Genomic DNA, 25,989 nt, shown 5'->3' on the forward strand with positions numbered 1-25,989 from the left:
GGCCGCATTCCTCGTTGCCGGCGGCCCGCCGCCGCGCCATCCTTCGCGCCATGAAGAAGGCCGACGCTTCGGCGCGTGCCCGCGAGCTGCGCGACCGGATCCGCGCGGCGGACCACGCCTACTACGTCCTCGACCAGCCGCTCCTCGCCGACGCCGAGTACGACCGGCTCATGCACGAGCTGCAGGCGCTCGAGGCCGAGCACCCGGAGCTCGTCACCGCGGACTCGCCCACGCAGCGGGTCTCCGGCGCTCCCTCGGAGCGCTTCGAGCGGGTGGTGCACCGCGAGCCCATGCTCTCGCTCGGCAACGTGCAGAGCGACGACGAGCTCCACGAGTTCGACGCGCGGGTGCGCCGCCTGCTCGGGCTGCCCGACGGAGAGCCGGTCGGCTACGTGGTCGAGCCGAAGCTCGACGGGCTCGCGGTGGAGCTGGTGTACCGCGACGGTGCGTTCACGAGCGGTTCCACGCGAGGCGACGGCGTGAACGGCGAGGACGTCACCGCCAACCTGCGCGTGGTGGGCGGGCTGGGCGCGAACCGCGGCGTGCCGCACGCGCTCGAGGGGAGGCCGCCGCCGCGGGTCGAGGTCCGCGGCGAGGTGCTGCTGTTCAAGGAGCACTTCGAGGCGATGAACCGGCAGCTGGTCCGCGCCGGCGAGGAGCCGTTCGCGAACCCGCGCAACGCCGCCGCCGGGACGCTGCGCCAGCTCGACTGGCGCGTCACCGCCCGCCGCCCGCTCTCCTTCATCGCCTACGAGGCGCTGCTGCCGGGCGGCGATCCGTGGCGCACGCACTGGGAGAAGCTGGAGGAGCTCGCCGCCTGGGGCTTCGAGACGAACGCGGAGAACCGCCGCTGCCGCGGCCTCGCCGAGGTGCTCGCCTACCGCGATCGCATGGCCGAGCGCCGCTTCGAGCTCCCCTACGACACCGACGGCATCGTGGTGAAGGTGGACGACCTCGACTGGCGGCGGCGGCTCGGCGCGGCCTCGAAGTTCCCGCGGTGGGCCGTCGCCTTCAAGTACCCGCCGCAGGAGGAGGCGACGAGGATCCGCAGGATCTGGGCCTCGGTGGGCCGCACCGGCGTGCTCACGCCGGTGGTGGACTTCGACCCCGTCCGCCTCTCCGGCGCGATGGTCGCGCGCGCCACGCTGCACAACGAGGACGAGATGCGCCGCAAGGACATCCTCGAGGGCGACTGGGTGCTGGTGCGGCGCGCCGGCGAGGTGATCCCGGAGGTGGTGAAGCCGCTCCCCGAGCGCCGGACCGGCGCGGAGCAGCCGTTCCGGTTCCCGGCCGAGTGCCCGGTGTGCGGCGCGCGCGTGGTCCGCGAGGAGGGCGAGAAGGTCTACCGCTGCACGGGCGCCGCCTGCCCGGCGCAGCTCGTCGGTCGGCTCTGCCACTTCGCGCAGCGCCGTGCGCTCGACATCGAGGGGCTGGGCGAGAAGCTCGCCGCCGGCCTGGTGGAGCGCGGGCAGGTGAAGGACTTCGCCGACCTGTACGCGGTGCCGTTCGAGGTGTGGCAGCAGCTGTTCAGCCGCCCGCGCAAGGAGCAGGACGCGGGGGCGGCGCGCGAGCTGCCGGAGAAGAGCGCGCAGAACATGGTCGCGGCGCTGGAGCGGTCGCGCAAGACGACGCTCAGGCGCTTCCTGTTCGCGCTCGGGATCCCGCAGGTGGGCGAGGCGACCGCGGCCACGCTGGCGCGCCACTTCGGCGACCTCGCGCGCGTCATGGACGCGGACGAGGAGGCGCTGAAGGGCGTCCGCGACGTGGGCCCGGAGACCGCCGCGGAGATCCGCGCCTGGACGCAGGAGCCGCAGAACCGGCGGGTGGTCGAGCGGCTCCTCGCCGCCGGGGTGACGCCCGAGGCCGAGGTGGTGGAGGCGCGCGGCCCGTTTGCCGGCAAGACGGTGGTGCTCACCGGCGGGCTCTCGACGATGTCGCGCGACGACGCCAAGGCGGAGATCGAGCGGCGCGGGGGCAAGGTGTCGGGCAGCGTCTCGCGCAAGACCTACCTGGTGGTGGCCGGGGAGGACGCCGGCTCCAAGCTGGAGAAGGCGCGATCGCTGGGCGTTCGGATCGCCGGCGAGGAGGAGTTCGTGCGCCTGCTGAAGGAGTGAGGGCGATGGCCGATCGGGTCCGTGCGCGCATCGTGGTGTCCGGCCGCGTCCAGGGCGTGGCCTTCCGCCAGTCCACGGCGGACGAGGCGCGTCGCCTGGGGGTGGAGGGCTGGGTCCGCAACCTGCCCGACGGCCGGGTGGAGGCCGAGGCCGAAGGAGGGCGCACCGCGGTGGGCGCGCTCGTCCGCTGGTGCCACGCGGGCCCGCCCGCCGCGCGGGTGGATCGGGTCGAGGTGGAGTGGGTGGAGCCCGCCGGCGGCCTGGGCGCCTTCGAGATCCGCTTCTGAGGCCGGGCTCGGTCGGGGCGGGCGTGCCGCGGCCGCGCGCTGCGGGCTCGACCCGGGCCGCCGCCCGTGCTATTCAGGCCGGCTCCGCAGGAAACCGCCGTCAGATCCGGCGGTTCGCACCTCCAGCCGGCGGGCGACACGCGGTTCGAACCCGCGGCCCGAAGGGACATGAAGACCGACCTCGCGCTCTCCTCGTCCGCGCTCGACGAGCTCGTCCTCCAGGCGCAGAAGCCCTCCCGCTACGTCGGCGCCGAGTTCGGCGCGGTGGTGAAGGACCTCTCCGCCGCCCGCGTCCGCTTCGCCCTGGCGTTCCCCGACACCTACGAGGTCGGGATGTCGAACCTGGGCTTCCGGTTGCTGTACCACCTGCTCAACGACCGGCCGGAGATCGCGTGCGAGCGCGTGTTCCTGCCGTGGCCGGACATGGAGGGCATGCTCCGCGCGCGCGGCCTCCCGCTGTTCACGCTCGAGTCGCGGGCCGCGGTGCGCGGGTTCGACGTCCTCGGCATCACGCTCCAGTTCGAGCTCGCCTACACGAGCGCGCTCGCCATGCTGGACCTCGCCGGCATCCCGCTGCTCGCGCGGGAGCGCGGCGACGAGGATCCGCTGGTGCTGGGCGGCGGGCCGTGCGCGTTCAACCCGGAGCCGGTGGCGGACTTCTTCGACGCGTTCGCGGTGGGCGAGGGCGAGGAGGTCGCGCTGGAGATCGCCGACGCGGTCGCGGAGAGCGGCTTCCGCCGCGGCGGCGCCACGCGCCCGGAGCTGCTCCGGCGCCTGGCGCGCATCCCGGGGGTCTACGTGCCCTCGCTGTTCGCGCCGCGCTACGACCCGGTCTCGCGCACGCTCGCGGCGATCGAGCCGCTCCTGCCGGGCTACGAGAAGGTCGAGCGCCGCGTGATGCCCGACCTGAACGCGCTCCCGACCAGCGCGTACACCCGCCCGCTCGTCCCGTTCATGCAGACGGTGCACGACCGGCTCCCCATCGAGCTGCAGCGCGGCTGCACCCGCGGCTGCCGCTTCTGCCAGGTCGGCATGATCACGCGCCCGACCCGCCAGCGCGATCCGAAGCAGGTGCTGGCGCTCGCCGAGACCGGCCTGCGCGCCTCCGGCTACGAGGAGGTGGGGCTGCTGTCGCTCTCGTCGGGCGACTACGGCGCGCTGAACGGGCTGCTCGACGACTTCCTGGCGCGCTGGGAGGGCGAGCGGATCGCGATGAGCCTGCCCTCGCTCCGCACCGAGACGATGAACGAGGCGCTCGCCCAGAAGATCGCCCGCATCCGCAAGACCGGGTTCACGCTCGCGCCCGAGGCCGCCACCGAGCGCATGCGCGCGGTGATCAACAAGGGCAACCGCGAGGAGGACCTGCTCCGGGCGGTCGAGTCGATCTTCGGGAACGGCTGGTCGCTGCTGAAGCTCTACTTCATGATCGGGCTCCCGGAGGAGCGCGACGAGGACGTGGTGGCCATCGCCGAGCTGGCGAAGCGCTGCCTCGCCGCCGCCCGGCGCGTGCTGCCCAAGGGCGAGGGGTCGCCGGCCATCCACCTCGGCGCGTCGACCTTCGTGCCCAAGCCGTTCACGCCGTTCCAGTGGGAGCCGATGATCCCGCCGGAGGAGACGCGGCGCCGCCAGGCGCTCGTCACCGCGGCGCTGGGCGGCCGGAACGGCGCGATCCAGTTCAAGCCGCACGACTCGCGGCAGTCGTCCATCGAGGGCGCGCTCGCGCTCGGCGATCGTCGCGTGGGCACCGCGGTGCTCGCCGCCTACCGCCGCGGCCAGCGCCTCGACGGCTGGACCGAGTGGTTCGACGAGCGGAACTGGCTCGAGGCGTTCGCGGAGTGCGAGCGCGAGCACGGGGTGGGGCTGGACTGGTTCGCGCACCGCCGCCGCCGGCTCGACGAGGTGCTGCCCTGGGACCGGATCGACTGCGGCGTCACCAAGGCCTACCTCCAGAAGCAGCTCGCGGCCGCGCGCAACCTCGCCGAGGTGCCGGACTGCGTGCTCGAGCCGTGCACCGTCTGCGGCGCCTGCGACTACGACGTCGTGAAGAACCGCACGTACGAGGCGAAGGACTACGTCCCCGAGCCCCCGCGCCCGCCGCGCCCGACCGACCCGCCGGCGCGCACGGTGGTGCGCGTCCGCTACGCGAAGCTCGGGCGGCTCGTGGCGCTCTCCCACCTCGAGACCATGCACGCCCTGCTCCGCGCCATCCGGCGCGCCGGGCTGCCGGTCGCGTACTCGCAGGGCTACCACCCGAAGCCGCGGGTGTCGTTCGGCCCGGCGCTCCCGGTCGGCCTGGAGAGCCTGTGCGAGCACCTCGATCTCGATCTCCTCGGGGCGGTTGACCCGCAGGAGGTCCTGGCGCGGCTCGCCCCCGAGCTCCCGGAAGGGCTGAAGGTGCAGGAGGCGCACGTGCTCGATCCGCACGCTGCGTCGATCTCCGAGGCGCAGCGGGCCGTCCATTACCGCGCCGAGTTTCCTCGGGAAACCTGGGGAGAGGCGGTCCTCGAGGCGCGCGTCGCCGCCTTCCGCGAGGCGGATCAGTCGGTCGTCACCCGCGCGGCGCCGCCCCGGCCCCGCGGAAAGGGCCGGGGTCAGAAGGTCGCGGCACGGAAGCAAAGAGAGATAGACTTGAAGGACATCGTGACCCACCTCGCGGTCGAGGGGCCGGGGGCGGTCGCGTTCAGCTTGCGGGCGGATCCGTCGGGGAGTGCCAAGCCAGCCGAGGTGCTGGCGGCGATCTTCGGAGAAGACGGCACGCCGCCCCGGGGAGTGAAGGTTTTGAAGGAAGGCGTGAGCTTCGCGAGGAGCGGACCTGGCCGGCCGGAGCCGAGCCAGCCCCGCGCGCCTCGCTACCTCGACGCCTGAACGTACGACGCGCCCCGCCGGTGCCGCGCACGAAACGCGGCCGCCGGGCGCGAGGAGACGCGAAGCTTTGAGCGCCAGCTCGACAGCAGATCCGACCCTCCCGGCTCCACCGGGACGTTCGCGATCGTGGCCCGCCGGATGGGGCCTCGCTCTCCCCGCGTCTGAACGGGGCGAGAGAGGACCATCATGGCCGGCAACAGCATCCTCGTGATCAACGCGGCAGGCGCCGAGACGCGCGTCGCGCTGGTCGAGAACGGGACGATCCACGAGTACTACCTCGAGCGAAAGCGCGAGAAGGGGATCGTCGGGAACATCTACAAGGGCAGGGTGGTCCGCGTGCTCCCCGGCATGCAGGCCGCGTTCGTGGACATCGGCCTGGAGAAGGCGGCGTTCCTGTACGTCGGCGACGTGTACGGGGATCCGGACTTCTCGGAGGAGTTCGAGCTCACCGAGGGCGAGCACCGCGCCGAGGTGACCGACGTGCCGAGCGAGCAGGAGGCCGAGGAGGCGGAGGCCCGCGCGCGGTCCGCGCCGGCCCCCGAGCCCGGCGCGGCCGCGGCGGCGACTTCCGACGCTTCACCGTCCGTGGAGGCTCCGCCGGCCGTGGCCGCGGAGGCTGCGCACGGCGAGGCCGGGCCGATCGAGGCTGCTCCGACGGAGCCTGCTCCGGTCGCGGAGGCCGCCCCGGCCGAGAGCGCGCTGGCCGAGCCCGCGGCCGCGGAGCCGCCGCCCGCGCCGCTCACGCCCATCGCGCTCACCCAGGAGATCGGCATGGCGCCGGTGCCGGCGATCCCGGGACTCCCGGTGCCGCCGCTCGCCGACGCGCCCGCGGCCGAGCCCGCCGCGGCGGAGAGCTCCGCCGAGCCGTCCGAGCCCGCGTTGCCGTCCGTCGCGGCCGCGCCGGCGGAGGCCGCGCTCGCGACCGAGGCGACCCCGGCGACCGAGGCCGCCCCGGCCGCGCCGGCCCAGCCGGAGAAGGATCGCATCCAGGCGCCCGCGCGCGACGCCGCGCGCGAGGCCCGCGGGGACCGCGAGCGCGATCGCGGTGACCGCCGGCGCGACGAGCGCGGCCGGCGCGACGGCCGCGAGGGTCGCGATGGGCGCGAGGGCCGCGACGGGCGCGAGCGCAACGGCCGGAACGGCCGCGAGGAGAAGCGCACCAAGGAGCCGAAGAACATCCAGGACCTGCTGAAGGAGGGCCAGGAGGTCATCGTCCAGGTCGCGAAGGATCCCATCGGCACGAAGGGCGCCCGCATCACCAGCCACATCTCGCTGCCGGGCCGGCACCTCGTGTTCATGCCGACGGTGGACCACATCGGCATCTCGCGCCGGATCGAGAAGGACGGCGAGCGCCGCCGGCTGCGCGAGATCGTGGACCGCATGCGCCCCGAGGGCACCGGGTTCATCGTGCGGACCGTCGCCGAGAACGTCGAGGCGGCCAAGCTCGAGGCGGACATCCGCTTCCTCATCCAGGTGTGGAACGAGATCATCCGCACCAAGGACAAGGTCTCGGCGCCCGCGCTGCTGCACGGCGACCTCGATCTCATCCTGCGCGCCACCCGCGACCTGTTCACCGCCGAGGTGGGCAAGCTCGTCATCGACGATCGCGACGAGTACGAGCGCATCCTGCGCTTCGTGCACGATCAGGCGCCGCACCTCGAGTCGCAGATCGAGTCGTACCAGGGCCAGGAGCCCATCTTCGACGCGTACGGGATCGAGCAGGAGCTGAAGCGCGCGGCCCAGCGCAAGGTGTGGCTCAAGTCCGGCGGCTACATCATCATGGACCAGGCGGAGGCGCTCACCGCCATCGACGTCAACTCGGGCCGCTACGTCGGCAAGAAGAACCTCGAGGAGACGATCACCAAGATCAACGTCGAGGCCGCCAAGGAGATCGTCTACCAGCTGCGGCTGCGCAACATCGGCGGCATCATCATCATCGACTTCATCGACATGGACAAACCCCAGAACCGCGACAAGGTCTTCAAGGCCTTGCAGGACGCGCTGGGGCGGGACAAGGCCAAGACCAACGTCCTCAAGATTTCCGAGCTCGGCCTCGTCGAGATGACGCGCAAGCGCGTGCGCGAGTCGGTGACCCGGGTCATGAACGAGCCGTGCCCGTACTGCGACGGCCGCGGGCACGTGAAGTCCAAGATCACGATCGCCTACGAGATCTTCCGCGAGATCCGTCGCGAGGCGCCGCACTTCCCCGAGCCGGTGCTGGTGGTGAACTCGCACCCGGAGGTCGCGCGCATCCTGCAGGGCGCGGAGCGCGAGGAGCTCCGTTACCTGATGGATCGCTTCAACAAGACCATCCAGGTGAAGCCGCAGTCCGGCTACCACCAGGAGCAGTTCGACATCTACGGCCGCCAGGAACGCGCCGAGCAGGGCGGCGGTGGCGGTGGTGGAGGCTCCGGCGGGGGCTCCGGCGGTGGCGGTGGCGGCTCCGGAGGAGGCGGCGGCGGCGGACGGGATCGCGACCGCGGCCGAGGCCGCGACCGGCGCGGCGGGCGGGGCGGCGAGCGGGGCGGCGAGCGGAACGACCGCAACGAGCGCGGCGAGCGCGGTGAGCGCGGCGAGCGGAACGACCGCGGCGGCGAGCGCAGCGACCGAGGCGAGCGCGGCCAGCGCGAGGAGCGCGGCGACCGCGGCGGCGAGCGTCCCGAGGGCGGCGAGCCGCGCGCGGCGCCCGAGGCCCCGGCCCAGGGCGGCGAGAAGGCCTGAGGCGGGGCCGTGCCGGCGCGCCTCGACCAGGGCTCGGGGGTGGCGAAGGTGGAGCGCGAGCTCCGCTTCGCCAGCACCGCGCTCCGGCTGGCGCTGCGCGTGGTGGAGGGCGAGACCGTGCGCCTGCGCGCGATGGCCCTCACCTACATCTCGCTGTTCGCGCTGGTGCCGGCGCTGGTGGTGGCGTTCTCGGTGGTGCAGGCGTTCACCGGGATGGACGCCATCTCCAGCCGCGTCCACGACTTCCTCATCCAGAACCTGGCGGTGGGCGCCCGCTCGTCCATCGAGCCGTACCTGGACCGCTTCATCCGCAACGCGCACGCGACCAGCGCGGGCGTGGTGGGCGGCGCGCTCCTGGTCTGGTCGGCGGTGACGCTGTTCACCAACGTGGACCACGCGGTGAACGACGTCTGGGGCATCCGCCGCCGGCGCAGCATCACGCAGCAGGCGGTGACGTACTGGGTCGGGCTCACGCTCGGCCCGCTCCTGCTGGCGGCCTCGACCACGCTCGGCGCGTACACGCAGACGCTGCTCGCGAACACCGGCGTGCGCGCGCTGGTGATGCTGAGCGGCACGCTGCTCAACTGCGCGTTCTTCGCGACGCTCTACCAGATCGTCCCGAACACGCGCGTGAAGCTCCGCGCCGCGGTGGTGGGCGGCGTCGCGGCGGGCGTGGCCTGGGACGTCGCGAAGTGGGGCTACGCGTTCGTGGTCGCGCGCATCTTCAAGTACCACGCGATCTACGGCTCGGTGGCGGCGGTCCCGATCTTCCTGTTCTGGCTGTTCGTGTCCTGGACGATCGTGCTGTTCGGGGCCCGGCTCGCGTACGTGGTGCAGTACGCGCGGACGCTCATGTCCCCGGCGCCGCGCGCGGACTCCGCCATCGCGCGCGAGATCCTGGCCGGCCGGACCCTGCTCCTGGTCGCGCAGGCGTTCGACCGCGGAGAGGACGCGCCGGATCCCGGCGACGTGGCCGCCCGGCTCGGTGCGACCCCCGAGGAGGCGAGCGAGGCTCTGGCCGCCCTCCGGCAGAGGGCGATCGTGGTGTCGCTGGCCGATGGGGGCCTGGTGCCCGCCCGCCCGCTGGAGAAGATCACGCTCCTGGACGTGAGGCAGGCGGTGTCCGGGCGGGAGGTGCGTCCGGACCAGCGCGGCATCCTATCGGAAATATTGACGGATCTCGAAGCGAAGGCCGCCGGGCAGCTCGACGCGATCACGTTCCGGGAGCTGTGCGACCGGGAGCGCGCCCGCGAGGCCGGCCCTCGTGCCCCGGGAACGGGTGCCCCTGAAGAGGTGGATCCGACCGCCGCAGGCCCGGCACGCGCGTGAGCGTGCGCGGATCCCCAGGTCGGGGTCCCGCCCACCCAGACGCGCATGCCCGTGGAACCCTTGCTGATTTCGGAGCCTTCGGCTAGGCTCTCCCCATCCCGAGCGGCTTTCCAAGGGTGGGGGCCGTCAGCGAGCCGGAGTCCCGATGCTGAAGTCGGATCTCATCAACATCCTCGTCGTGAAGCGCGGTGTGACCCAGAAGCAGGCCGAGGCCACCATCGAGACGATCTTCGACTCGATGAAGGACGCGCTCTGCAAGGGAGAGAACATCGAGATCCGCGGGCTTGGCGCGTTCCACGTCAAGCACTACGACGGCTATCAGGGGCGCAACCCCAAGACCGGAGAGGTGATTCCGGTGAAGCCGAAGCGCGGGATCCTGTTCCGCACCGGCAAGGAGCTGCGCGACCGCGTGAACCGGCCGGAGCTGGTGGCGAAGCCGTCGCAGCCCGAAGGCGAGGGCCAGGGCACACCCCCGGTCGCCGCCGGCGCGTAACCGCGCGGCTTTGCTCGGTGGTGGCGGGGTCGGGCCGCGAGGCCGCGACCCCGCGCTGCGTTCCGGGCCTCAGGCCGCCAGCGCGACGCGCCCGAGCGGCCGGACCGTGAGCTCGGGAGGCAGCTCGTCGTAGGCGAGCACCGCGACGGCCGGGAGCCGGGGCGCGAGCAGGGTGCGGAGCGCCCGTCGGACGTCGGCGCTGGTCAGCACCACCGGCGGCGCTGCCTGAAGCTCCGCCTCGGCGCCGATGCGTCCGATCAGCTCCGCGGCCACCCGCGGGTCGATGGCGAGCGCGTCGCCTGCGAGCCCCTCGCGGAGCACCTGCTCCGCGGCCGGATCCAGCAGCAGCGCGGCGAGCGGGCCCTCGCCCGCGTGCGCGTGCGCGAGCTGGCGACGCAGCGCGCGCCGGGCGCACTCCGCCAGCGCGGCCGGCCCGCGCCCGGCGCCGCCCGCCTCGAGCAGCGCCTCCAGGATCGTGCGCAGCGGCCGGATGGAGACGCCCTCCTCGACCAGCCGCCGCAGCACCTCCGCGAGCAGCGCGGGCGGGAGCTGCCGGCTCGCCTCGCGAACCAGCGCGGGCGCCCCGGGCTCGAGCCCATCGAGGAGCGCCTGCACCTCCTGCACGCCGACGAGGTGCGACGCGTGGCGGAGCAGCGCCGCTGCGGTGGCCGCGAGCGCGCGATCGAGCGGGCCGCGCACCGCGCCCAGCGCGCGGGCGCGGTGCGCGTCCGCCTCCGCGATCACCGACACCGGCCTTCCGGAGAGGGGATCGCGCTCGACCGCGGCCTCGATGCGCGCGAGCGCGAGCTCGTCGGGCGCGGCGAGGACCACCACCTGACCGGCGGGGGCGGTGCCGCCGCCGGCCGGGATCTCGTCGATGAGAAGGCGGTGGCCGCCCGCCGGCAGCGGGGCCGCCCGGAGCGCGATGGCCGGCGTGCGGACGCCGAGCGCGCGCCACACCGTCTCGCGGAGCGCCGCGAGCCCCTCCTGCCCGGCCGGCGTGGCGGCCGCGGCGAGGAGATCTTCCGCGAGCTCCAGCGCGAGCGGCGCCGGGCCGTCCGCGTCCGCTCCGGACGGACCGGGCGCGCTCGCCACCGAGGCTCCGGTCGCCGGGGCCGGGGCGCGCGCCGCCCGCCGCGCGATCCACCAGGCCGCCGCGCCGCCGGCGCCGGCGAGCGCGAGGAACGGCGCGGCCGGCAGCCCCGGCGCGAGCGCGAGGGCGCCGAGCAGCGCCGCCACCGCCGCGAGCGGCGCGGGCTCGGCGAGGAGCTGACGCCCGATCTCGCCGCCGAGCGTCGCGCCCTCCTCCTCGCCCGCCACCCGCGTCACCGCGATCCCGGCCGCGACCGCGACGAGCAGCGACGGGATCTGCGAGGAGAGCCCGTCGCCGATGGCGAGCAGCGCGTACCGGCGCGCGGCGTCGCCCGCCGTCATGCCGCGCAGCATGCCGGCCACGAGGCCGCCCGCCACGTTGACGATCACGATCGCGACGCCCGCGATCGCGTCGCCCTTCACGAACTTGAGCGCGCCGTCCATCGCGCCGTAGAGCTGGCTCTCCCGCTCCAGCGCCCGGCGCCGCCGCCGCGCCTCGCCCGCGTCGAGCGTCCCGGCGCGCAGGTCGGCGTCGATGGCCATCTGCTTGCCCGGGAGCGCGTCGAGCGTGAAGCGGGCCGCCACCTCGGCGACGCGCTCGGCGCCCTTCGCCACCACCAGGAGCTGCACCAGCGTGAGGATCGCGAACACCACCGCGCCGACCACCGTGTTTCCCTGGACCACCACCCGGCCGAACGCCTCGATGACCCGGCCGGCCTCGCCGCGCGAGAGCACGAGCCGCGTCGAGCTCACGTTGAGCGCGAGGCGGAACAGGGTGGTGAGCAGGAGCAGGGTGGGGAAGCTCGCGAACCGGAGCGCGTCCCGGGCGAACAGCGTCACCACCAGCACCGTGGCGGCCGCCGCCAGGTTCGTGGCGAGCAGCAGGTCGAGCACGGCGGGCGCGAGCGGGGTGACGAGCAGCAGCACCAGCCCCAGCACGGCGAGCGCGAACAGGGCCTCGCCGGAGGAGCGCAGGCGCGAGAGCAGGGCGTGGACGGGGATCATGGCTGGGCCTCCAGGCCGTACAGGTGTGCGAGGACCGCGGCGGCGGCCTCGTAGAGCGCCTCGGGGATCTCGTCGCCGACCTCGGCGAGGCGGTGCAGGGCGCGGGCGAGCGCGACGTCCCGGACCACCGGGACGCCGGCCCGGCGCGCGGCGGACCGGATGCGCGCCGCCGCCTCGCCCGCGCCCTTCGCGACCACGCGCGGAGCGCCGCCGCCCCGGCGGTCGTGCTGCAGCGCCACCGCGAGGTGCGTCGGGTTCACCACCACCACCGTGGCGCGCGCCACCGCGGGCGCCTCGAGCAGGGCCCGGTGGCGCCGCTGCCGCGCGGCGCGGTGCAGCGGATCGCCCTCGTCCTCCCGGTGCTCGCGGCGCACCTCGTCGCGGGTCATCATGAGGGCGCGCCGGTGGCGGCGGCGCACCAGCGCGAGGTCGAGCGCGCCGAGCACCGCGAACGCCGCCGCGAGGCGCCAGGCCAGCCCGCCGAGGACCGCCGGGGCGCGCCAGAGCGCGGCCGGGCCGAGCCGCGGGAGCGCGGCGAGCGACGGCGCCGCGCCGGCGAGCCAGCCCCAGGCCAGCGCCGCCAGCACCGCGGACTTCGCGAGCCCCAGGGCCGCGGCGGCGAGCTGCGCGCCGGAGAGGAGGCGGCGCAGGCCGCGCGCCGGGTCGATCCGCTCGAGCCGGGGCGCGAGCGCGGCGAAGGAGAGTCCGGGCCCGGCCTGCAGCGCGGCCGCCGCGGCGCCGACCGCGAGCGCGGCGCCGCAGGCGGGGAGCGAGAGCCGCAGGACCGCCGCCGCCGCGCCCTGGAGCGCGGCCGCCGGGCTCGCCGGCGCGCCACCCGCCGCGGCGAGCGCAGCGCGGAGCATGGCGCCGAGCTCGGCCGCGGCGCCCGGCGCCGAGGCGGCCAGCGCCGCCAGCCCGCCGGCCAGCGCCGCGGCGCCGGTGAGCTCGCGGCTGACCGCCACCTCGCCGCGCCGGCGCGCCTCGCGCAGCCGTCGCGGGGTGGGCTGCTCGGTGCGGTTGCCGCTCACGGGCGGCCTCCGGAGAGCACGGCGACCAGCTGGCCGGGGAGCGCGGCCAGCGAGACCAGCCGCCCAGCGCCGGCGCTCGCGGCCGCCGCGAGCAGCGCCAGCCCCAACGCGGCGCGCGCCGGCTGCGCCACGTTCACCGGTCCGAGCTGCGGCGCGACGCGCGCCGCCAGCGACAGGGCCAGGTCGGCCGCGAGCACCCCCGCGGCGGCGGGCGCCGCGACCGCCACCGCGGCCGCGAGCAGCTCCGCAGACGCGTGCAGGACCACCTCGCGGGCCGCGCCCGCCGGGAACGGCGCCCCGGCGGGCAGCGTCGCGAAGCTCGCCAGCAGCCCCCGGAGCACCAGGCGATCGCCGCCGCCCCACGCGGCCAGGACCACCACCCAGTGCGCGAGCAGGTCGCCGGAGGCGCTCTCGCGCTGCCGGACCGGCGCCACGTGGAGCTCGCTGAGCGTGGCGCCGCGGAAGGTGTCGGCGAGGCGCCCCGCGGCGCGAGCGGCCTCCACCGGCGCCGCCGAGAGCAGGCCCAGCGCGAGGCCGAGCGCCGCCTCGCGGGCGGCCGCGACGGCGAAGGCGATCGCCTCTGCCGGCGCGGCGGGCGCGCCCGCGGCGAGCGCCGCCGCGCCGCCCAGCCCGAGCGCGAGCCCCACCCGCGCCACCGGCGGGGCCATCGGGCCGCCCAGCAGCGGCGAGAGCATCACCACCGGCGCGAGCCGCAGCGCGTGGAGCAGCGCGCCGGCGAGCCGCGGCAGGAGCTCCGGGGCGAGCTCGGTCACGGCGCGATCCGGGGCACGAGCGCGAAGCAATCGGCGGCGAACCGCACCGCGCGGGCGCCGATCCAGGGCGCCGCGATCGCGAGCGAGATCACCACCGCGACGAGGCGCGGGACCACGCCCAGCGTCTGCTCCTGGACCTGCGTGGCGGCCTGGAGCACGCCGGTGACGAGGCCGACCAGGAGCGCGGCGCCGAGCGGCGGGGCGGAGAGCACCAGCACGAGCAGGAGCGCCTCGCGGCCGAGGTGGAGGAGGGCGGGATCCATCGCGATCACCCTGCGTACGACAGCGCCAGGGCGCGGGCGAGGAGCTTCCACCCGTCGACGGCGACGAAGAGGAGGAGCTTGAACGGGAGCGCGACCGAGGTGGGCGAGAGCTGGGTGAGGCCGAGCGCGAGCAGCACGTTCGAGATCACCAGGTCCACCACCAGGAACGGCACGAACACCAGGAAGCCGATGGTGAAGGCCCGGCGCAGCTCGGACACCACGAACGCGGGCGCGAGCACCGCCAGGTCGTCGTCCGCCGGCGGGGCGGCGTCCGGCGCGCGGAGCCGCCGCGCCACGTCGAGGAACGCGGCCCGGTCGTCGGGCCGCGCGAAGCGCGCGAGGAACGCCTTCACCGGCCCGGCGCCGCGCTGGAGCGCCGCCAGCGAGGCCGCGAGGCCGCGCTCGCCGGGCGCGGGCCGCGCCAGGGCGGCCGCGCGCTCGGCCACCGGCGCCATGACCAGCATCGTCAGCACCAGCGCGAGGCCGGTGACGACCGTGTTCGGCGGCACCTGCGGCGCGCCCAGCGCCGAGCGCGCGATCGACAGGACCACCGAGATCTTCAGGAACGAGGTGAGCATCACCAGCGCCGCGGGCACGAGCGCGAGCAGCGCGAGCAGCACCAGCATCTCGGCGGGCCGGTCGGCCACCGGGCCGGCGGAGGCGGCGAGCGCGGCGGCGATCACGGCCGGTCTCCCGGGGCGGTCGCCGCCGGCGCGCCGTCGAGCAGCGCGACCCGGTCGGACCCGAACCCGACCAGCAGCCGGCGCCCATCCACCTCCACCAGCGCCAGGCCGGCGTCGCGCGAGAGCGGCGCGCGGGCCACGATCACCAGCGCCGGTGCGGGGCGCGCCCGGGCGCCGCGGCGGCGCGCCAGCGCGGCGAGCGCGCCGACCGCGCAGGCGGCCAGCCCGCCGCGCGCGGCGGCCGGGGCCAGGTCTCCGGGGGCGCGGGAGAGGAGCAGCAGCACGCCGGCGGCGGCGAGCCCGGCGGCGGCGGCGCGCGCGCCGGGCCGGGCGGGGAGCCCGCGGAGCCCGGCGGTCACGGCGCCACCTCCAGCGACAGGATGCGGACGCCCACCGCGCCCTCCACGTCCACCAGCTCGCCCCGCGCGATCGCGCGCTCGCCCAGGCGCAGGGTCACCAGCCCGCGGCGGTCGAGGTTCAGCGCGAGCACCGAGCCGGGCTCGAGCCGCGCCACCTCGGCGAGCGGGACGTCCACCCGGGCCAGCTCGACCTCGAGCGTCACCGGGAGCTGCGCATGCCGTTCGGCCATCTCCGTCTCCTCCACGTGGAAGCCTTCGCCATCGATCCGCCCGAGCGCCCGGAGCCCGCCCGGCAGGACCAGCGCGTCGCGCCCGTCCGCGGGCGGGTCCACCACCAGCACGTCGCCGGGCTCGAGCGCGTCCAGCTCGGCCGCGGTGAGCGCGGCGCGCCCGCGGCGCACCGAGCCCGGCATCGGGAGCTGCCGGTCGAGCTCCGCCGGCCCGCGCAGCGCGCGAACGGCCGCGGGCGGCAGCAGCAGGCGGGCGCGGCCCCGCGCCGGCCCCGCCGTGACCTCCAGCTCGACGGCGAGCGCGCCCGCGGGCTCGGCGTCGGCGCGGGCGAGGCGCGGCGACAGCCGCTCCTCCAGCTCGGCGACGCCGCACGCGCCGTCCAGCGCGGCGAGGGCGAGCAGCTCGAGCGCGGTCACCTCCACCGGCGTGAGCGACGCAGCCGGAGCGGGCGCGCCGTCTCCGCCGGCCATCCGGTCCACCACGCGTACGACCAGCGCCGGCTCGACCTCCAGGATCGCGGTCCCGGGCAGCGCCGGCAGGTCGAGCGCGATCCGGGCCACCGCGGGGCGGGGCCAGGCGCGGCCGGGCACCGCGCGGCCGGCCACCGACACCTCGGCGCCGACGAGGGCCGAGAGCGAGGCCGCCGCCGCCTCGGCGACCTCGGCCCCGAGCCGGCGGGCCGCGGACGTCAGCTCTGCGTGGCCGCGCGAGACCGCGGGGAGGACGAACGGAAGCGCCATGCGCGTCCGGATTTCCACCCCGCGTGCCAGGGCGCGATCAGCCGGGACGGCGCGGGGTTGCGCGCGGGGGACGGTCAGCCGGTGTCCGCCGGGAAGGCGGGGTGTCCGCGGCGCGGACGCCGTCAGCCGGAGAGCCGCTCCCGGCAGAGGCGCACCAGGGCGCCGGCCACGCCCGCCGGCGGAGCCCCACCCAGGGCGAGGTCGGCGAGCAGGCGGGCCACCCGCGGGCGCTCGGCGGCGGCCACGGCCCGTGTACGCGCGCGCCGCTCCGCCGGCGCGGTCTCGACCGCGGCCGTGAGCGCGTCCAGCCGCGCGCCGCCCGGGAGCCGGGCGAGGCGGGCGGCCTCCTCGGAGGCGGCGGGAGACGGGCCGCGGGCGAGGAGCGCCTGCGCGCGCCGGGGCGCGAGCGCGGCGGCGGCGGCGGCGAGCCGCCGGTCCGCACCGGTCACGACGGCTTCCCCCGGCGCCAGCGCACCCCCGCGCCGCCGCCCACCGCGATCGCCGCCGCGCCGGCCGCGGCCGCGAGCGCGAGCAGCACCGGCGAGCGCCCGCGGCGGGGTGGCGGAGGCGGCGCGGTGGTCTGCGGCGCCTCCGCGAAGACCACCGACACCGCCGCGGCGTCGAGCCCGTCCGCGGCCCCGGCCACCAGCGCCCGGAGCCCGGGCTCGAGCGCCCGCACCGCGGCGCACGCCGCCGCGCGGCACCGCACCAGCACCGCGGCGCGCGGCGCGGGCCGCTCGCCCGGCCGGAACGGATCCGCCTGCGGCAGGCCGAGGTGCACGCGCGCGCCCACCACGCCGTCGATGGCCTCGATGCTGCGCGCGAGCTCGCCCGAGAGCGCGTGGAGGTACAGCGCGTGCTCCTCCGTGGCCGTCGGGACCATCGAGCCCTTCGCGAGCACGGCGTCGAAGCCGGCCGGGCGCTGCCGGGGCAGATCGCGCTCGGCCAGCACGCGCCGCGCGCGGACGGCGTCGGCCGCGGCGACGCGCACCTCCCAGCCGGCGTCGGCGCCGTCCTCGCGCGCCTTCTCCGCGGCGATCCCGCCCTCGTCGAGCGCGACGAGGACGTCGTTCGCCTGCGGCTCGTCGAGGCCGTGCAGGAGCGCTTCGCCGGAGCAGCCGGCCAGCGCCAGGGTGAGCGGGAGCGCGAGGGGTGCGAGGCGCATGGCGGGTCCTCAGAGCTGCGTGTTCAGCGCCTGCTTCACGGCCTGGGCGCCCTGCTCGACCAGCCTGGCGGCGAGGTCCACGGTCTGGACGGTGCGGTACGCCTCGGCCTGGAGCCCGAGCAGCTCCTGGGCGGTGAACGTCCGGCCGGAGCGGGCGGCGGTGAGCACCGCATCGAGCCGGGCCTGGGCGCGCTCCACCGCGGCGAGCGCGGCGGCGCCCGCGGTCGGGCGCGGCGGCTCGCGCGCGGGCGGCGCGGCCGGGCCGGGGCCGGTGCGCGCCTCGAGCGCCTTCGCGAAGCTCTGCTGCGGCGCGACCGCGGCGGCCGGGAGGGCCGGGGCGGCCGCGCCCACCGGGGCGACGGGCATGGGGCGCTCGCTAGTGGATGTTCTGGATGGCGGCCCGGGCGCTGTCGTGCCGGACCTTCATCACGTTGGACACCGCGGTGAACTCGCGGCTCTCCCGCTGCATGTGCTCCTGCAGCTGGAGGTACTGGAGGTTGAACGTCTGGGCCTCGCGCTGCAGCGCGCGGGTGGCGTCGAGCACGTCGCCGCCGGCGCCGCCGCCGGGCGACCCGGTGAGCGCGCCGGCCAGCGGGGACCCGGCGAGCGGCGAGCCGCCGGCGGCCGCGGCGCCGGAGCGGATGGCGGCGGAGAGGATGGTGCCGCCCGGGACGATGGGCGCGGCGAGCTCGACGGTGGCGGCCACCCCGCGGACCAGCCCCTCGGCGGCGCCGCGCAGGGCGGCGTCGAAGCGGCTGGGCAGCGCGCGCTGCGTGCTGGTCGGTGCGACGTGGATCGACTCGATTCGGTTCATGGCGTGCGTCCTCCTCGGCGCGACGGACAGCAACGGCCGTGCCGCGGCGAAAGCGCCCGCCGGCGCGGGCGGCGGGCGCGGGGCGCCGGCCGGCGCGCGACCGGGGCGGGCGGCCGGCGGACCGTGGTAACGTCCGCGCGTGCCGCCCGACGTGTTCCGCCGCGTCAGCGATGAGATCCTGCGCGCGCAGCGGCCCATCCGCGTGCTGCGGTCCATCAACTGGGATCCCGCGGTGCACGAGCGCTTCTTCCGCGGCGGCGCGCGCGAGCTGCCCAGGCCGGAGTACCCGCCGCTCGGCTTCGAGCCGGAGAAGAAGATCAAGGAGCTGCGCGCCATCCGCCGGCAGGTGCGCGGCAAGAACCCGGTGGAGGACCTGCTCCGCCGCAAGTGCGACGAGTTCATCGCGCTCGCGCAGCTCCTCGCCGCGCGCGGGACGAAGCGCTTCTACGAGCTCTCCCGCCGCATCTACGGCGACCCGCGCGACCGCTTCCCCGACCACAACGTGGACAACCTCGCCATCGCGCGCATGTGGGCCTCGCGCCCGCGCGCGCGCGACGAGGAGCTGGTCCACGACGCCGAGCAGGCGGCGGCGCGCGTGGCGGAGATCTGCAACCCGCTGCTGGGCGGGCACGTGAAGGCCGTGGTCCGGACCCGGCTCACCGCCAACGCCGCCGCGGGGGGCACCAGCATCACGCTCCGCAAGGGCGCGCGCTTCTCCGAGCGGCAGGTGCGGGCGCTCGCGCACCACGAGGGGCTGTGGCACGTGCTCACCTCGCTGAACGGCTACCGGCAGCCGCACCTCCCGGTGCTGGGCGTGGGCCTCCCCCGCCACACCGAGTCGCAGGAGGGCGGCGGCATCGTGGCCGAGTTCCTCACCGGCCACATCACCGACGAGCGCTACATCGAGCTCGGCGAGCGGACCATCGCCATCGACATGGCGGCGCGGGGCGCCGACTTCCTCGAGGTGTACCGGTACCTGCTGGCGCGCTTCCCGCCGGAGAAGGCGGCGCTCATGAGCGAGCGCGTGTTCCGCGGCGGGCTGCTGGAGGGCGGCGCGCCGTTCACGAAGGACGCGGCCTACCAGCGCGGCTACTGCCGGACGTTCAACTTCCTGCGCGCGGCGCTGGAGCAGCGCGACGTGGAGCTGGTGCGCGCGTTCCTGGCCGGCAAGATGAGCGTGGACGACGCCGAGCTGGTGCGGGACCTGGTGGAGGAGGGGATCTGCGTCGGACCGGTCTACCTGCCGGAGTGGTTCATCGACATCGACCGGCTGAACGCGATCGCCACGCACAGCGTGACCATGAACCGCTTCTCGCTGCCCTCGGTGACCCGCTACTACGCGCGCCGCCGCGGTACGCGGCCGCCGGCCGAGGCGCCCGGGCGCGCGCGCGAGGCGGACACGGAGGAAGGGCCGGCACGGCTCGCCGGCGCGGACGAGGGCGATCTGGGCGAGTGACGGCGCGGTCCAGCGCCAGCGTCGCGACCGACGGCCGCGCGCCGTCAGGCGCGCCCGAGGTCACGGGCCCCGCGCAGCAGGTGGGGCCCCGACGAGCTTGGCTCGGCGGGGCGGGGCGCAGCCCCGCTAGCTGATGCTGGCCCCGAAGATCCGCCCCACCGCGTAGGTGACCCCGGCCGCCAGCGCCGCGAGCCCTGCCATCCGCAGCGCGGATCGCCACACGCTCGTGCCGGAGAGGAACCCGACCGCGCCGCCCACGCCGGCCAGGATCCCGCCCGCCAGGATCGCGCTCGAGATCACCGCCGGCGTGCCGGAGGTCACCAGGAACGGCACGATGGGCACGAGCGCGCCCACCGAGAACATCGCGAAGGACGAGCCCGCCGCGCCCATAGGCGAGCCGAGGTCCTCCGGGTCGAGCCCCAGCTCCTCTCGCACCAGCGTGTCGAGCGCGCTCTCCGGGTTCTTCAGGATCTCGGCGGCGGTGCGGCTCGCCTGCTCCGTCGAGAGCCCCTTCTGCTTGAAGATGAGCGCGAGTTCGGCGGCCTCCTCCTCCGGGGCCTCCTCGATCTCGCGCTTCTCGAGCGCGATCTGCCGGGCGAGGAGGTCGCGCTGGCTCGCGACGGAGGTGTACTCGCCCGCCGCCATCGAGAACGCGCCCGCCAGCAGCCCGGCGAACCCGGTGACGAGCACGGTGCCCGGCGCGACGCCCGCCCCGGCCACCCCGAGGATGAGCGACAGGTTGGACACGAGCCCGTCGTTCATCCCGAAGATCGCAGCGCGGATCGACCCGGCCCGCCCGCCGCCGCGGTGCCACCGCTCGCGGTCGCCGATGAGCGCCCGCGCGCCCTGCGGCGCGTCCGGCCCGTGCATGCCGGCCAGCACCTGCCGGTGCGCGCGCTCCTCCGCGGCGATCTCCGTCGCCTCGCCGCCCTGCTGGTCGTACTTGTCGGCGTCGCCGGCCTCGGTCTCGAGGACCATGGGCAGCACCGCCGCGCTGCCCAGGCGCCGCGCCAGCCACACCAGCGCGCGCACGCGCGAGCTGGGCCGGTCCGGCGGGACCGCCACGCCTTCCTTGAGGAGCTTGCGCTCCCAGACCTGCGCGTGGCGCCGCTCCGCCGCGGCCAGCTCCCGGAAGCTCGCCGCGCGGGCGGGGTCCTTCTCGTGCCGGGCGAGCCCCTCGTACAGCGCGGCGCCGTCGCGCTCGTCGAGCAGGTTCTGGAGCCACAGGTCGGTGCGCACGTTCATGCGCGGCGGACTGTAGCAGGGCCGGCGCCGGAGGCCGAGCCGGCCGGCGCGCCACCGGCGTCAGCGCAGGGCGGCCGCGGTCCGCGCCCCGTCGCAGGGGTCGGTCCAGAACGTCGCCACCAGGTGCGAGCGGCTGGTGCACCGGGTCTTCGCGAGCAGCGCCGACACGTGCAGCTCGATGGTCTTCTCGGAGCAGCCGAGCCGCGACGCCACGGTGCGGTTCGTGTCGCCCTGCGCCACGCGGGCCAGCACGGCGGCCTGCCGCGGCGTGAGCCCCCAGCGTCGCGAGATCACCTGCACGCGATGGCGCGCGTCGCCGTCCAGGTCCGGCAGGACCACCAGCGCGTGGCCGGGGTGGCCCTCGACCGCGAAGCGGGCGGGCGTGCGCGCGTCGGCGGCCGGGGGCGCGCGGAGCACCTCCATCACCCGCTCGCGGTCCGCGGCGAGGAGCGTCCGGGCGCGCGCGTTCGCGAGCAGGATCGAGGCGGGCGCGCGGACCACCACCGCGGGCGCGGGGATGGCCTCGAGCGCCGCGTCGAGGGCGGCCGTCGCGAGGGCGGAGATCTCCGGCCGGTCGGGCGGCGGCGGCATCGAAGCGGGTGGAGCGACTTCACGGGGAGAGAGCTCTCCCCCGTGCACGGTGGTCATCGTTCGCGGCCCCCCAAGGCTTCGCGCGAATTTTCGAGACCGGAGCCTATTCCATCCGCCGATCTTCGCTATCCGGGGAATCCCGTACACGCCGCGCGCCGATGCGGACGGTGCGTCCGTCTGGTGCGCCGCAGGTCGCGGCCGACCGGGGCAGGCGCGACCCTCGCCATCCAGGGCCTTTTCGTCTATACGAACGGGTTCCCCGAGGAGTTCCGCCGTGCTGAAGCTCGATTCCCGCGATCCTGGCTTCCAAGAAGCGTGGGCCCGCGTCTGCGCCCGTGGGTCGGACGAGGACGAGGCGCCGGTGCGCGAGGCCGCCGCCACCATCGTGGCCGACGTCCGCGCCCGCGGCGACCTGGCGCTGCTCGAGCACACCCGCCGCCACGACGCCTGGGACCCGGGCTCCGCCGCCGGCCTGGCGCTCGGCCCGGCCGACTTCGCCGCCGCGTACCGCGGCCTCCCCGCCGCGGCGCGTCGTGCGCTCTCGCTCGCCGCCCGGCGCATCGCCGACTTCCATCGCCGCGAGACCGACGCCCGGGTGCCGGCCCGTCGCGACGCCGCGGGTGCGACGCTGTCGCAGGTCGTCCGCCCGCTGGAGCGCGTCGGCCTGTACGTTCCGGGGGGGACGGCCCGCTATCCCTCCTCGGTGCTGATGACCGCCGTTCCGGCCCGCGTGGCCGGCGTCCGGGAGATCGTCGTGACGTCCCCCGGCGTGAAGGGCAGCGGCGAGATGGACCGCTGGACGCTCGCCGCCTGCCACGTGGCCGGGGTGGCGCGCCTGTTCAAGGTCGGCGGCGCGCAGGCGGTGGCGGCGCTGGCGTACGGCACCGCCACGGTGCCGGCGGTGGACAAGATCTGCGGGCCGGGCAACGCGTACGTGGCCGCCGCGAAGCGGCTGGTGTTCGGGCGCGTGGACATCGACATGATCGCCGGGCCGAGCGAGATCCTGGTGCTCGCGGACGCGGCGGCGGATCCGGCCGAGGTGGCGAGCGACCTGCTCGCGCAGGCCGAGCACGACGTGCGGGCCGTGTCGGTGCTGGTGACGCCGTCGGCCGCGCTGGCGCGGGCGGCGCTGGCGGCGGTGGAGCGCCAGCTCGCCGACCTGCCGCGCCGGGAGATCGCCGGGCGGTCGATCGAGGAGCGCGGCGCGGTGGTGGTGACGCGCGGCCTCTCCGAGGCGGTGCGGCTCGCCGACGCGTTCGCGCCCGAGCACCTGGCGCTGCACGCCCGCGGCGCGGCCGGCCTCGTGAAGCGGATCTCGCGCGCCGGCGCGGTGTTCGTGGGCAGCTCCACCCCGGAGGCGGTCGGCGACTACCTGGCCGGCCCGAGCCACGTGCTCCCGACCGCCGGCACCGCCCGGTTCGCCTCGCCGCTGTCGGTGGCGACGTTCCGCCGCCGCATGAGCGTGCTCGACCTGACGCCCGCGGCGCTCGCCGCGCTGGCACCGTCGGTCGAGGCGCTGGCGCGGGCCGAGGGGCTGGAGGGGCACTGGCGCGCGGTGGAGGTGCGGGTGGCGAAGCGCGCGTCCGCGCGGGCCCGCCGGGTGGCGCCGGCGAAGGCGAAGGCGGCCGGCGCGTCGGGGGCGCCCCGCGCGCGCGCCGCGGCCGGGGGGGCGCGTCGATGAGCCGGCGGGCGGCGGTGAAGACCCCGCGCGCGGGGGCGGCCGCGCGCCGCGGGGCGGTGGCGCGGCGGACCAAGGAGACCGACGTCGCGGTGGAGCTCCGGCTCGAGCCGGGCGAGGCGGCGATCTCGACCGGGCTCCCGTTCTTCGACCACATGCTCGACCAGATCTCGCGCCACGGCGGCATGGCGCTCACGGTGCGGGCGAAGGGCGACCTGCAGGTGGACGCGCACCACACCGTCGAGGACGTGGGCATCGGCCTGGGCGAGGCGCTGCGGCAGGCGCTCGAGGACAAGGCCGGGCTGGCGCGCTACGGGCACGCGGTGGTGCCGCTCGACGAGGCGCTGGTGGAGGCGGTGGTGGACCTCTCCGGCCGCCCGCACCTCACGTTCAACGCGAAGCTGCCGAGCGGCAAGAAGTTCATCGGCGGCTACGACGTGGACCTGACGCAGGACTTCCTGCAGGCGCTCGTGAACCACGCGCGCATCTGCGTGCACGTGAACGTCCGCTACGGCCGCAACCTGCACCACGTGGTCGAGGCGATCTTCAAGGCGACCGCGCGCGCGCTCCGCGCCGCGACCGCGCGCGAGGGGACCGCGCTGCCCAGCACCAAGGGAACGCTGTGAGCCGCCCGGCCGGCACCGTCGCGCTGGTGGACTACGGCGCCGGCAACCTGCGCTCGGTGGAGAACGCGCTGCGCGAGGTGGGCGCGGCGGTGGTGGTCACGCGCGATCCCGACGCGGTCCGCCGCGCCGACCGGGTGGTGGTGCCGGGGCAGGGCGCGATGCCCGCCTGCGCCGAGGCGATGCGCCGGAGCGGCGTGGCCGGCGCGCTCCTGGAGGCGGTCGAGCGCGGGACGCCGGTGCTGGGCATCTGCGTCGGGCTGCAGATCCTGTTCGCCGAGGGCGAGGAGGCGGGCGGGGCCCGCGGACTCGGCCTGGTGGACGGCCGCATCGCGCGGCTGCCCGGCGGCGTGAAGCTGCCGCACATCGGCTGGTCGAAGGTGCGGCTGGTGGCCCCCGGGTCGGCGCTGTTCGCGCCCATGGACGGCGCCTACGTCTACTACGCGCACTCCTACGCCGCGCCCGCGGAGGCGCCCGGCGCGGCCCTGCTCACGCACCACGGCCGCGACTTCTGCGCGGCGCTGGAGCGCGGCAACCTGTTCGCGGTGCAGTTCCACCCTGAGAAGAGCCAGCGCGTGGGCCTGGCCCTGCTCGAGCGGTTCGTCTCCACCTAGGCGGGGGCCATGCTCGTCATCCCAGCGATCGATCTCATCGGCGGCGAGGTGGTCCGGCTGGAGAAGGGCGACTTCGCCCGCAAGACCGTGTACGCGCGCGACCCGGCCGAGAAGGCCGCCGAGCTGGTGCGCGACGGCGCGAGCCTCATCCACGTGGTGGACCTCGACGGCGCGAAGGCCGGCTGGCCGGTGAACCTCGACGCGGTCCGCGCCATCTGCGCGGTGCCGGGGGCGGAGGTGGAGCTGGGCGGCGGGCTGCGCTCGCTGCCGGACATCGAGAAGGTGCTCGAGCTGGGCGTGCGGTACGTGGTGCTCGGCACCGCGGCGGTGGAGCGGCTCGACCTGGTCCGCCAGGCCTGCGCCCGCTTCCCCGGGCGCGTGCGCAGCGGCATCGACGCGCGCAACGGCGAGGTGAAGATCGCCGGCTGGCTGGAGGGCACCGGGCTCGGCGCGGCCGAGGTGGCGCGCCGGGTGAAGGAGGCCGGGGTCGGGCTGGTGGAGTACACCGACGTCGGCCGCGACGGCATGTTCACCGGGGTGGACGCCGAGGGCGCGGCGCGGCTGCAGGCCGAGGCCGGCGTGCAGGTGGTCGCCTCGGGCGGCGTGGCCGGCCTCGACGACGTGCGCGCCTGCCGCGCCGCCGGGCTGGCCGGCGTGATCGTCGGCAAGGCGCTGTACGAGGGCCGGATCGCGCTCGCCGAGGCGGTGCGCGCCGCGGCGGAGTAGGAGAGGGAAGGGCACCGCATGCCGGCGAAGCGCATCATCCCCTGCCTCGACGTGAAGGCCGGACGCGTGGTCAAGGGGGTCAAGTTCCAGAACCTGCGCGACGCGGGCGATCCGGTGGAGGCGGCCGCGCGCTACGACGCGCAGGGCGCCGACGAGGTCACCTACCTCGACATCGCCGCGACGCAGGAGAACCGCGGCACGCTCCTCGACCTCGTCACCCGCACCGCCGCGCGCGTGTTCGCGCCGCTCACGGTGGGCGGTGGCGTGCGCGGCGAGGAGGACTTCGTGGCGCTGCTGCACGCCGGCGCCGACAAGGTCTCGGTGAACTCCTCGGCGGTGAAGGACCCGGACCTGGTGGACCGGCTCTCGCGCCTCGCCGGCGCGCAGGCGCTGGTGGTGGCCATCGACGTGAAGCGCCGGCCCCGCGGCGCCGGCCGCCAGGAGTGGGAGGTCTACGTGGCGGGCGGGTCGAAGCCCACCGGCGTGGAGGGCATCGCCTGGGCGCGCGAGGTGGCGGCGCGCGGCGCGGGCGAGCTGCTCCTCACCTCGATGGATCGCGACGGCACGCAGGCGGGCTACGACCTCGAGCTGCTGGAGCAGGTCTGCTCGGCCGTGACCGTCCCGGTGATCGCCTCGGGCGGCGTCGGCACGCTCGAGCACCTCGCCGAGGGGCTCCAGATCGCCGACGCGGCGCTGGCCGCCTCGATCTTCCACGACGGCAAGCACACCGTGCAGGAGGCGAAGGCCTTCCTCCTGGCGCGCGGGATCGAGGTGCGGCCGTGAGCCGCCCCACCCGCTCGCTCGCCCGCCTGCTCGGCCGGGTCGCGTTCGACGATCGCGGCCTGGTCCCGGTGATCGCCCAGGAGGAGGACGGCACGGTCCTGATGCTGGCCTGGGCGAACCGCGAGGCGCTCGTCGCCACCGCCGAGGGCGGGCGCGCCACCTACTGGTCCCGCAGCCGGCGGTCGCTCTGGCGCAAGGGCGACACGAGCGGCCACGTGCAGGAGATCCGCGCGATCGCGCTGGACTGCGACGGAGACGCCGTGCTCTACGTCGTGCGCCAGACCGGCCCGGCGTGTCACACCGGGACGCGC

25 protein-coding genes and 1 pseudogene are annotated in these 25,989 nt (G+C 76.3%); 13 read left to right on the forward strand and 13 right to left on the reverse strand.

The genetic code is table 11. The features are described from left to right. Positions 1-50 precede the first annotated feature (50 nt). From ligA to A2CP1_RS03655, 6 genes are all read left to right on the forward strand, one after another. Positions 51-2,114 carry an NAD-dependent DNA ligase LigA gene (gene ligA, locus A2CP1_RS03630; protein ID WP_012632112.1) on the forward strand — a complete coding sequence of 688 codons (2,064 nt, stop codon included), beginning with the start codon at positions 51-53 and terminating at the stop codon, positions 2,112-2,114. Between the two features lie 5 nt (positions 2,115-2,119). Next, positions 2,120-2,401, forward strand: a complete 282-nt coding sequence (locus A2CP1_RS03635) for an acylphosphatase (RefSeq protein ID WP_012632113.1) — start codon at positions 2,120-2,122, stop codon at positions 2,399-2,401. A gap of 168 nt (positions 2,402-2,569) precedes the next feature. Then, positions 2,570-5,266 (forward strand): TIGR03960 family B12-binding radical SAM protein, encoded by a 2,697-nt coding sequence (locus tag A2CP1_RS03640; protein ID WP_012632114.1) that lies wholly within the window; start codon positions 2,570-2,572, stop codon positions 5,264-5,266. A gap of 186 nt (positions 5,267-5,452) precedes the next feature. Next, entirely contained in the window at positions 5,453-7,987 is a 2,535-nt protein-coding gene (locus A2CP1_RS03645) for an Rne/Rng family ribonuclease (protein WP_012632115.1), read from the forward strand. A 9-nt stretch (positions 7,988-7,996) separates the two neighbouring features. Next, positions 7,997-9,316, forward strand: a complete 1,320-nt coding sequence (locus A2CP1_RS03650) for a YhjD/YihY/BrkB family envelope integrity protein (protein ID WP_012632116.1) — start codon at positions 7,997-7,999, stop codon at positions 9,314-9,316. Positions 9,317-9,461: 145 nt separating this feature from the next. Next, entirely contained in the window at positions 9,462-9,809 is a 348-nt protein-coding gene (locus tag A2CP1_RS03655) for an HU family DNA-binding protein (protein ID WP_012524800.1), read from the forward strand. Positions 9,810-9,878: 69 nt separating this feature from the next. On the opposite strand, the gene A2CP1_RS03660 is transcribed toward A2CP1_RS03655, so the two are convergent. The 11 genes from A2CP1_RS03660 to A2CP1_RS03710 form a co-directional block, all read right to left on the reverse strand. Next, the gene (locus A2CP1_RS03660) at positions 9,879-11,906 is read right to left on the reverse strand and encodes a flagellar biosynthesis protein FlhA (RefSeq protein WP_012632117.1); all 2,028 of its coding nucleotides are present in this window, start codon (positions 11,904-11,906) and stop codon (positions 9,879-9,881) included. Next, the gene (locus A2CP1_RS03665) at positions 11,903-12,934 is read right to left on the reverse strand and encodes an EscU/YscU/HrcU family type III secretion system export apparatus switch protein (RefSeq protein ID WP_012632118.1); all 1,032 of its coding nucleotides are present in this window, start codon (positions 12,932-12,934) and stop codon (positions 11,903-11,905) included. The genes A2CP1_RS03660 and A2CP1_RS03665 overlap by 4 nt, the downstream gene beginning before the upstream one ends. After that, a complete protein-coding gene (locus A2CP1_RS03670) occupies positions 12,931-13,707 on the reverse strand; it encodes a flagellar biosynthetic protein FliR (protein ID WP_012632119.1) in 777 nt (258 codons plus the stop codon). The genes A2CP1_RS03665 and A2CP1_RS03670 overlap by 4 nt, the downstream gene beginning before the upstream one ends. After that, the gene (sctS, locus tag A2CP1_RS03675) at positions 13,704-13,970 is read right to left on the reverse strand and encodes a type III secretion system export apparatus subunit SctS (protein ID WP_012632120.1); all 267 of its coding nucleotides are present in this window, start codon (positions 13,968-13,970) and stop codon (positions 13,704-13,706) included. Before sctS ends, A2CP1_RS03670 begins: the two co-directional genes overlap by 4 nt. Before the next feature lie 5 nt (positions 13,971-13,975). Further along, positions 13,976-14,653 carry a type III secretion system export apparatus subunit SctR gene (sctR, locus tag A2CP1_RS03680; RefSeq protein ID WP_012524805.1) on the reverse strand — a complete coding sequence of 226 codons (678 nt, stop codon included), beginning with the start codon at positions 14,651-14,653 and terminating at the stop codon, positions 13,976-13,978. Beyond that, entirely contained in the window at positions 14,650-15,012 is a 363-nt protein-coding gene (locus tag A2CP1_RS03685; RefSeq protein ID WP_012632121.1) for a flagellar biosynthetic protein FliO, read from the reverse strand. Before A2CP1_RS03685 ends, sctR begins: the two co-directional genes overlap by 4 nt. Continuing rightward, on the reverse strand, positions 15,009-15,983 hold the full coding sequence (locus A2CP1_RS03690; RefSeq protein ID WP_012632122.1) for a FliM/FliN family flagellar motor switch protein: 975 nt from the start codon (positions 15,981-15,983) through the stop codon (positions 15,009-15,011). The genes A2CP1_RS03685 and A2CP1_RS03690 overlap by 4 nt, the downstream gene beginning before the upstream one ends. Before the next feature lie 122 nt (positions 15,984-16,105). Continuing rightward, positions 16,106-16,432: a hypothetical protein gene (locus A2CP1_RS03695; protein WP_012632123.1), complete on the reverse strand. Its 327-nt coding sequence runs from the start codon at positions 16,430-16,432 to the stop codon at positions 16,106-16,108. Continuing rightward, complete coding sequence (locus A2CP1_RS03700) at positions 16,429-17,148, reverse strand: secretion protein (RefSeq protein WP_012632124.1); 720 nt, start codon at positions 17,146-17,148, stop codon at positions 16,429-16,431. The genes A2CP1_RS03695 and A2CP1_RS03700 overlap by 4 nt, the downstream gene beginning before the upstream one ends. A gap of 9 nt (positions 17,149-17,157) precedes the next feature. Further along, entirely contained in the window at positions 17,158-17,514 is a 357-nt protein-coding gene (locus tag A2CP1_RS03705; protein ID WP_012632125.1) for a hypothetical protein, read from the reverse strand. Positions 17,515-17,524: 10 nt separating this feature from the next. Continuing rightward, the gene (locus A2CP1_RS03710; protein ID WP_012632126.1) at positions 17,525-17,962 is read right to left on the reverse strand and encodes a hypothetical protein; all 438 of its coding nucleotides are present in this window, start codon (positions 17,960-17,962) and stop codon (positions 17,525-17,527) included. Positions 17,963-18,101: 139 nt separating this feature from the next. On the opposite strand from A2CP1_RS03710, the gene A2CP1_RS03715 reads away from it, so the two are divergent. Beyond that, positions 18,102-19,418, forward strand: coding sequence for a peptidase MATCAP family protein (locus A2CP1_RS03715; protein WP_012632127.1), 1,317 nt, complete (start codon positions 18,102-18,104; stop codon positions 19,416-19,418). A 126-nt stretch (positions 19,419-19,544) separates the two neighbouring features. Here the strand turns inward: A2CP1_RS03715 and A2CP1_RS03720 are convergent, their stop codons facing one another. Together A2CP1_RS03720 and A2CP1_RS03725 are read right to left on the reverse strand one after the other, a co-directional pair. Continuing rightward, entirely contained in the window at positions 19,545-20,663 is a 1,119-nt protein-coding gene (locus A2CP1_RS03720) for a VIT1/CCC1 transporter family protein (protein WP_012632128.1), read from the reverse strand. 60 nt (positions 20,664-20,723) lie between these two features. Then, positions 20,724-21,254, reverse strand: coding sequence for a response regulator transcription factor (locus tag A2CP1_RS03725; protein ID WP_012632129.1), 531 nt, complete (start codon positions 21,252-21,254; stop codon positions 20,724-20,726). A 274-nt stretch (positions 21,255-21,528) separates the two neighbouring features. Here A2CP1_RS03725 and hisD point away from each other — a divergent pair, with 274 nt between their 5' ends. The 6 genes and pseudogenes from hisD to hisI form a co-directional block, all read left to right on the forward strand. Next, positions 21,529-22,935 (forward strand): histidinol dehydrogenase, encoded by a 1,407-nt coding sequence (gene hisD, locus A2CP1_RS03730; RefSeq protein ID WP_012632130.1) that lies wholly within the window; start codon positions 21,529-21,531, stop codon positions 22,933-22,935. Next, positions 22,932-23,558 carry an imidazoleglycerol-phosphate dehydratase HisB gene (gene hisB, locus A2CP1_RS03735; protein WP_012632131.1) on the forward strand — a complete coding sequence of 209 codons (627 nt, stop codon included), beginning with the start codon at positions 22,932-22,934 and terminating at the stop codon, positions 23,556-23,558. Before hisD ends, hisB begins: the two co-directional genes overlap by 4 nt. Continuing rightward, positions 23,555-24,169, forward strand: coding sequence for an imidazole glycerol phosphate synthase subunit HisH (gene hisH, locus A2CP1_RS03740; protein WP_012632132.1), 615 nt, complete (start codon positions 23,555-23,557; stop codon positions 24,167-24,169). The genes hisB and hisH overlap by 4 nt, the downstream gene beginning before the upstream one ends. A gap of 9 nt (positions 24,170-24,178) precedes the next feature. Next, positions 24,179-24,895: a 1-(5-phosphoribosyl)-5-[(5-phosphoribosylamino)methylideneamino]imidazole-4-carboxamide isomerase gene (hisA, locus tag A2CP1_RS03745; RefSeq protein WP_012524818.1), complete on the forward strand. Its 717-nt coding sequence runs from the start codon at positions 24,179-24,181 to the stop codon at positions 24,893-24,895. A gap of 18 nt (positions 24,896-24,913) precedes the next feature. Further along, complete coding sequence (hisF, locus tag A2CP1_RS03750; RefSeq protein ID WP_012632133.1) at positions 24,914-25,678, forward strand: imidazole glycerol phosphate synthase subunit HisF; 765 nt, start codon at positions 24,914-24,916, stop codon at positions 25,676-25,678. A gap of 68 nt (positions 25,679-25,746) precedes the next feature. Beyond that, positions 25,747-25,986, forward strand: a pseudogene (gene hisI / locus A2CP1_RS23580) (phosphoribosyl-AMP cyclohydrolase); the annotation flags it as partial. Between the last annotated feature and the right edge of the window lie 3 nt (positions 25,987-25,989).

This window comes from Anaeromyxobacter dehalogenans 2CP-1 (genome assembly GCF_000022145.1).
GTDB classification, from domain to species: Bacteria; Myxococcota; Myxococcia; order Myxococcales; family Anaeromyxobacteraceae; genus Anaeromyxobacter; species Anaeromyxobacter dehalogenans.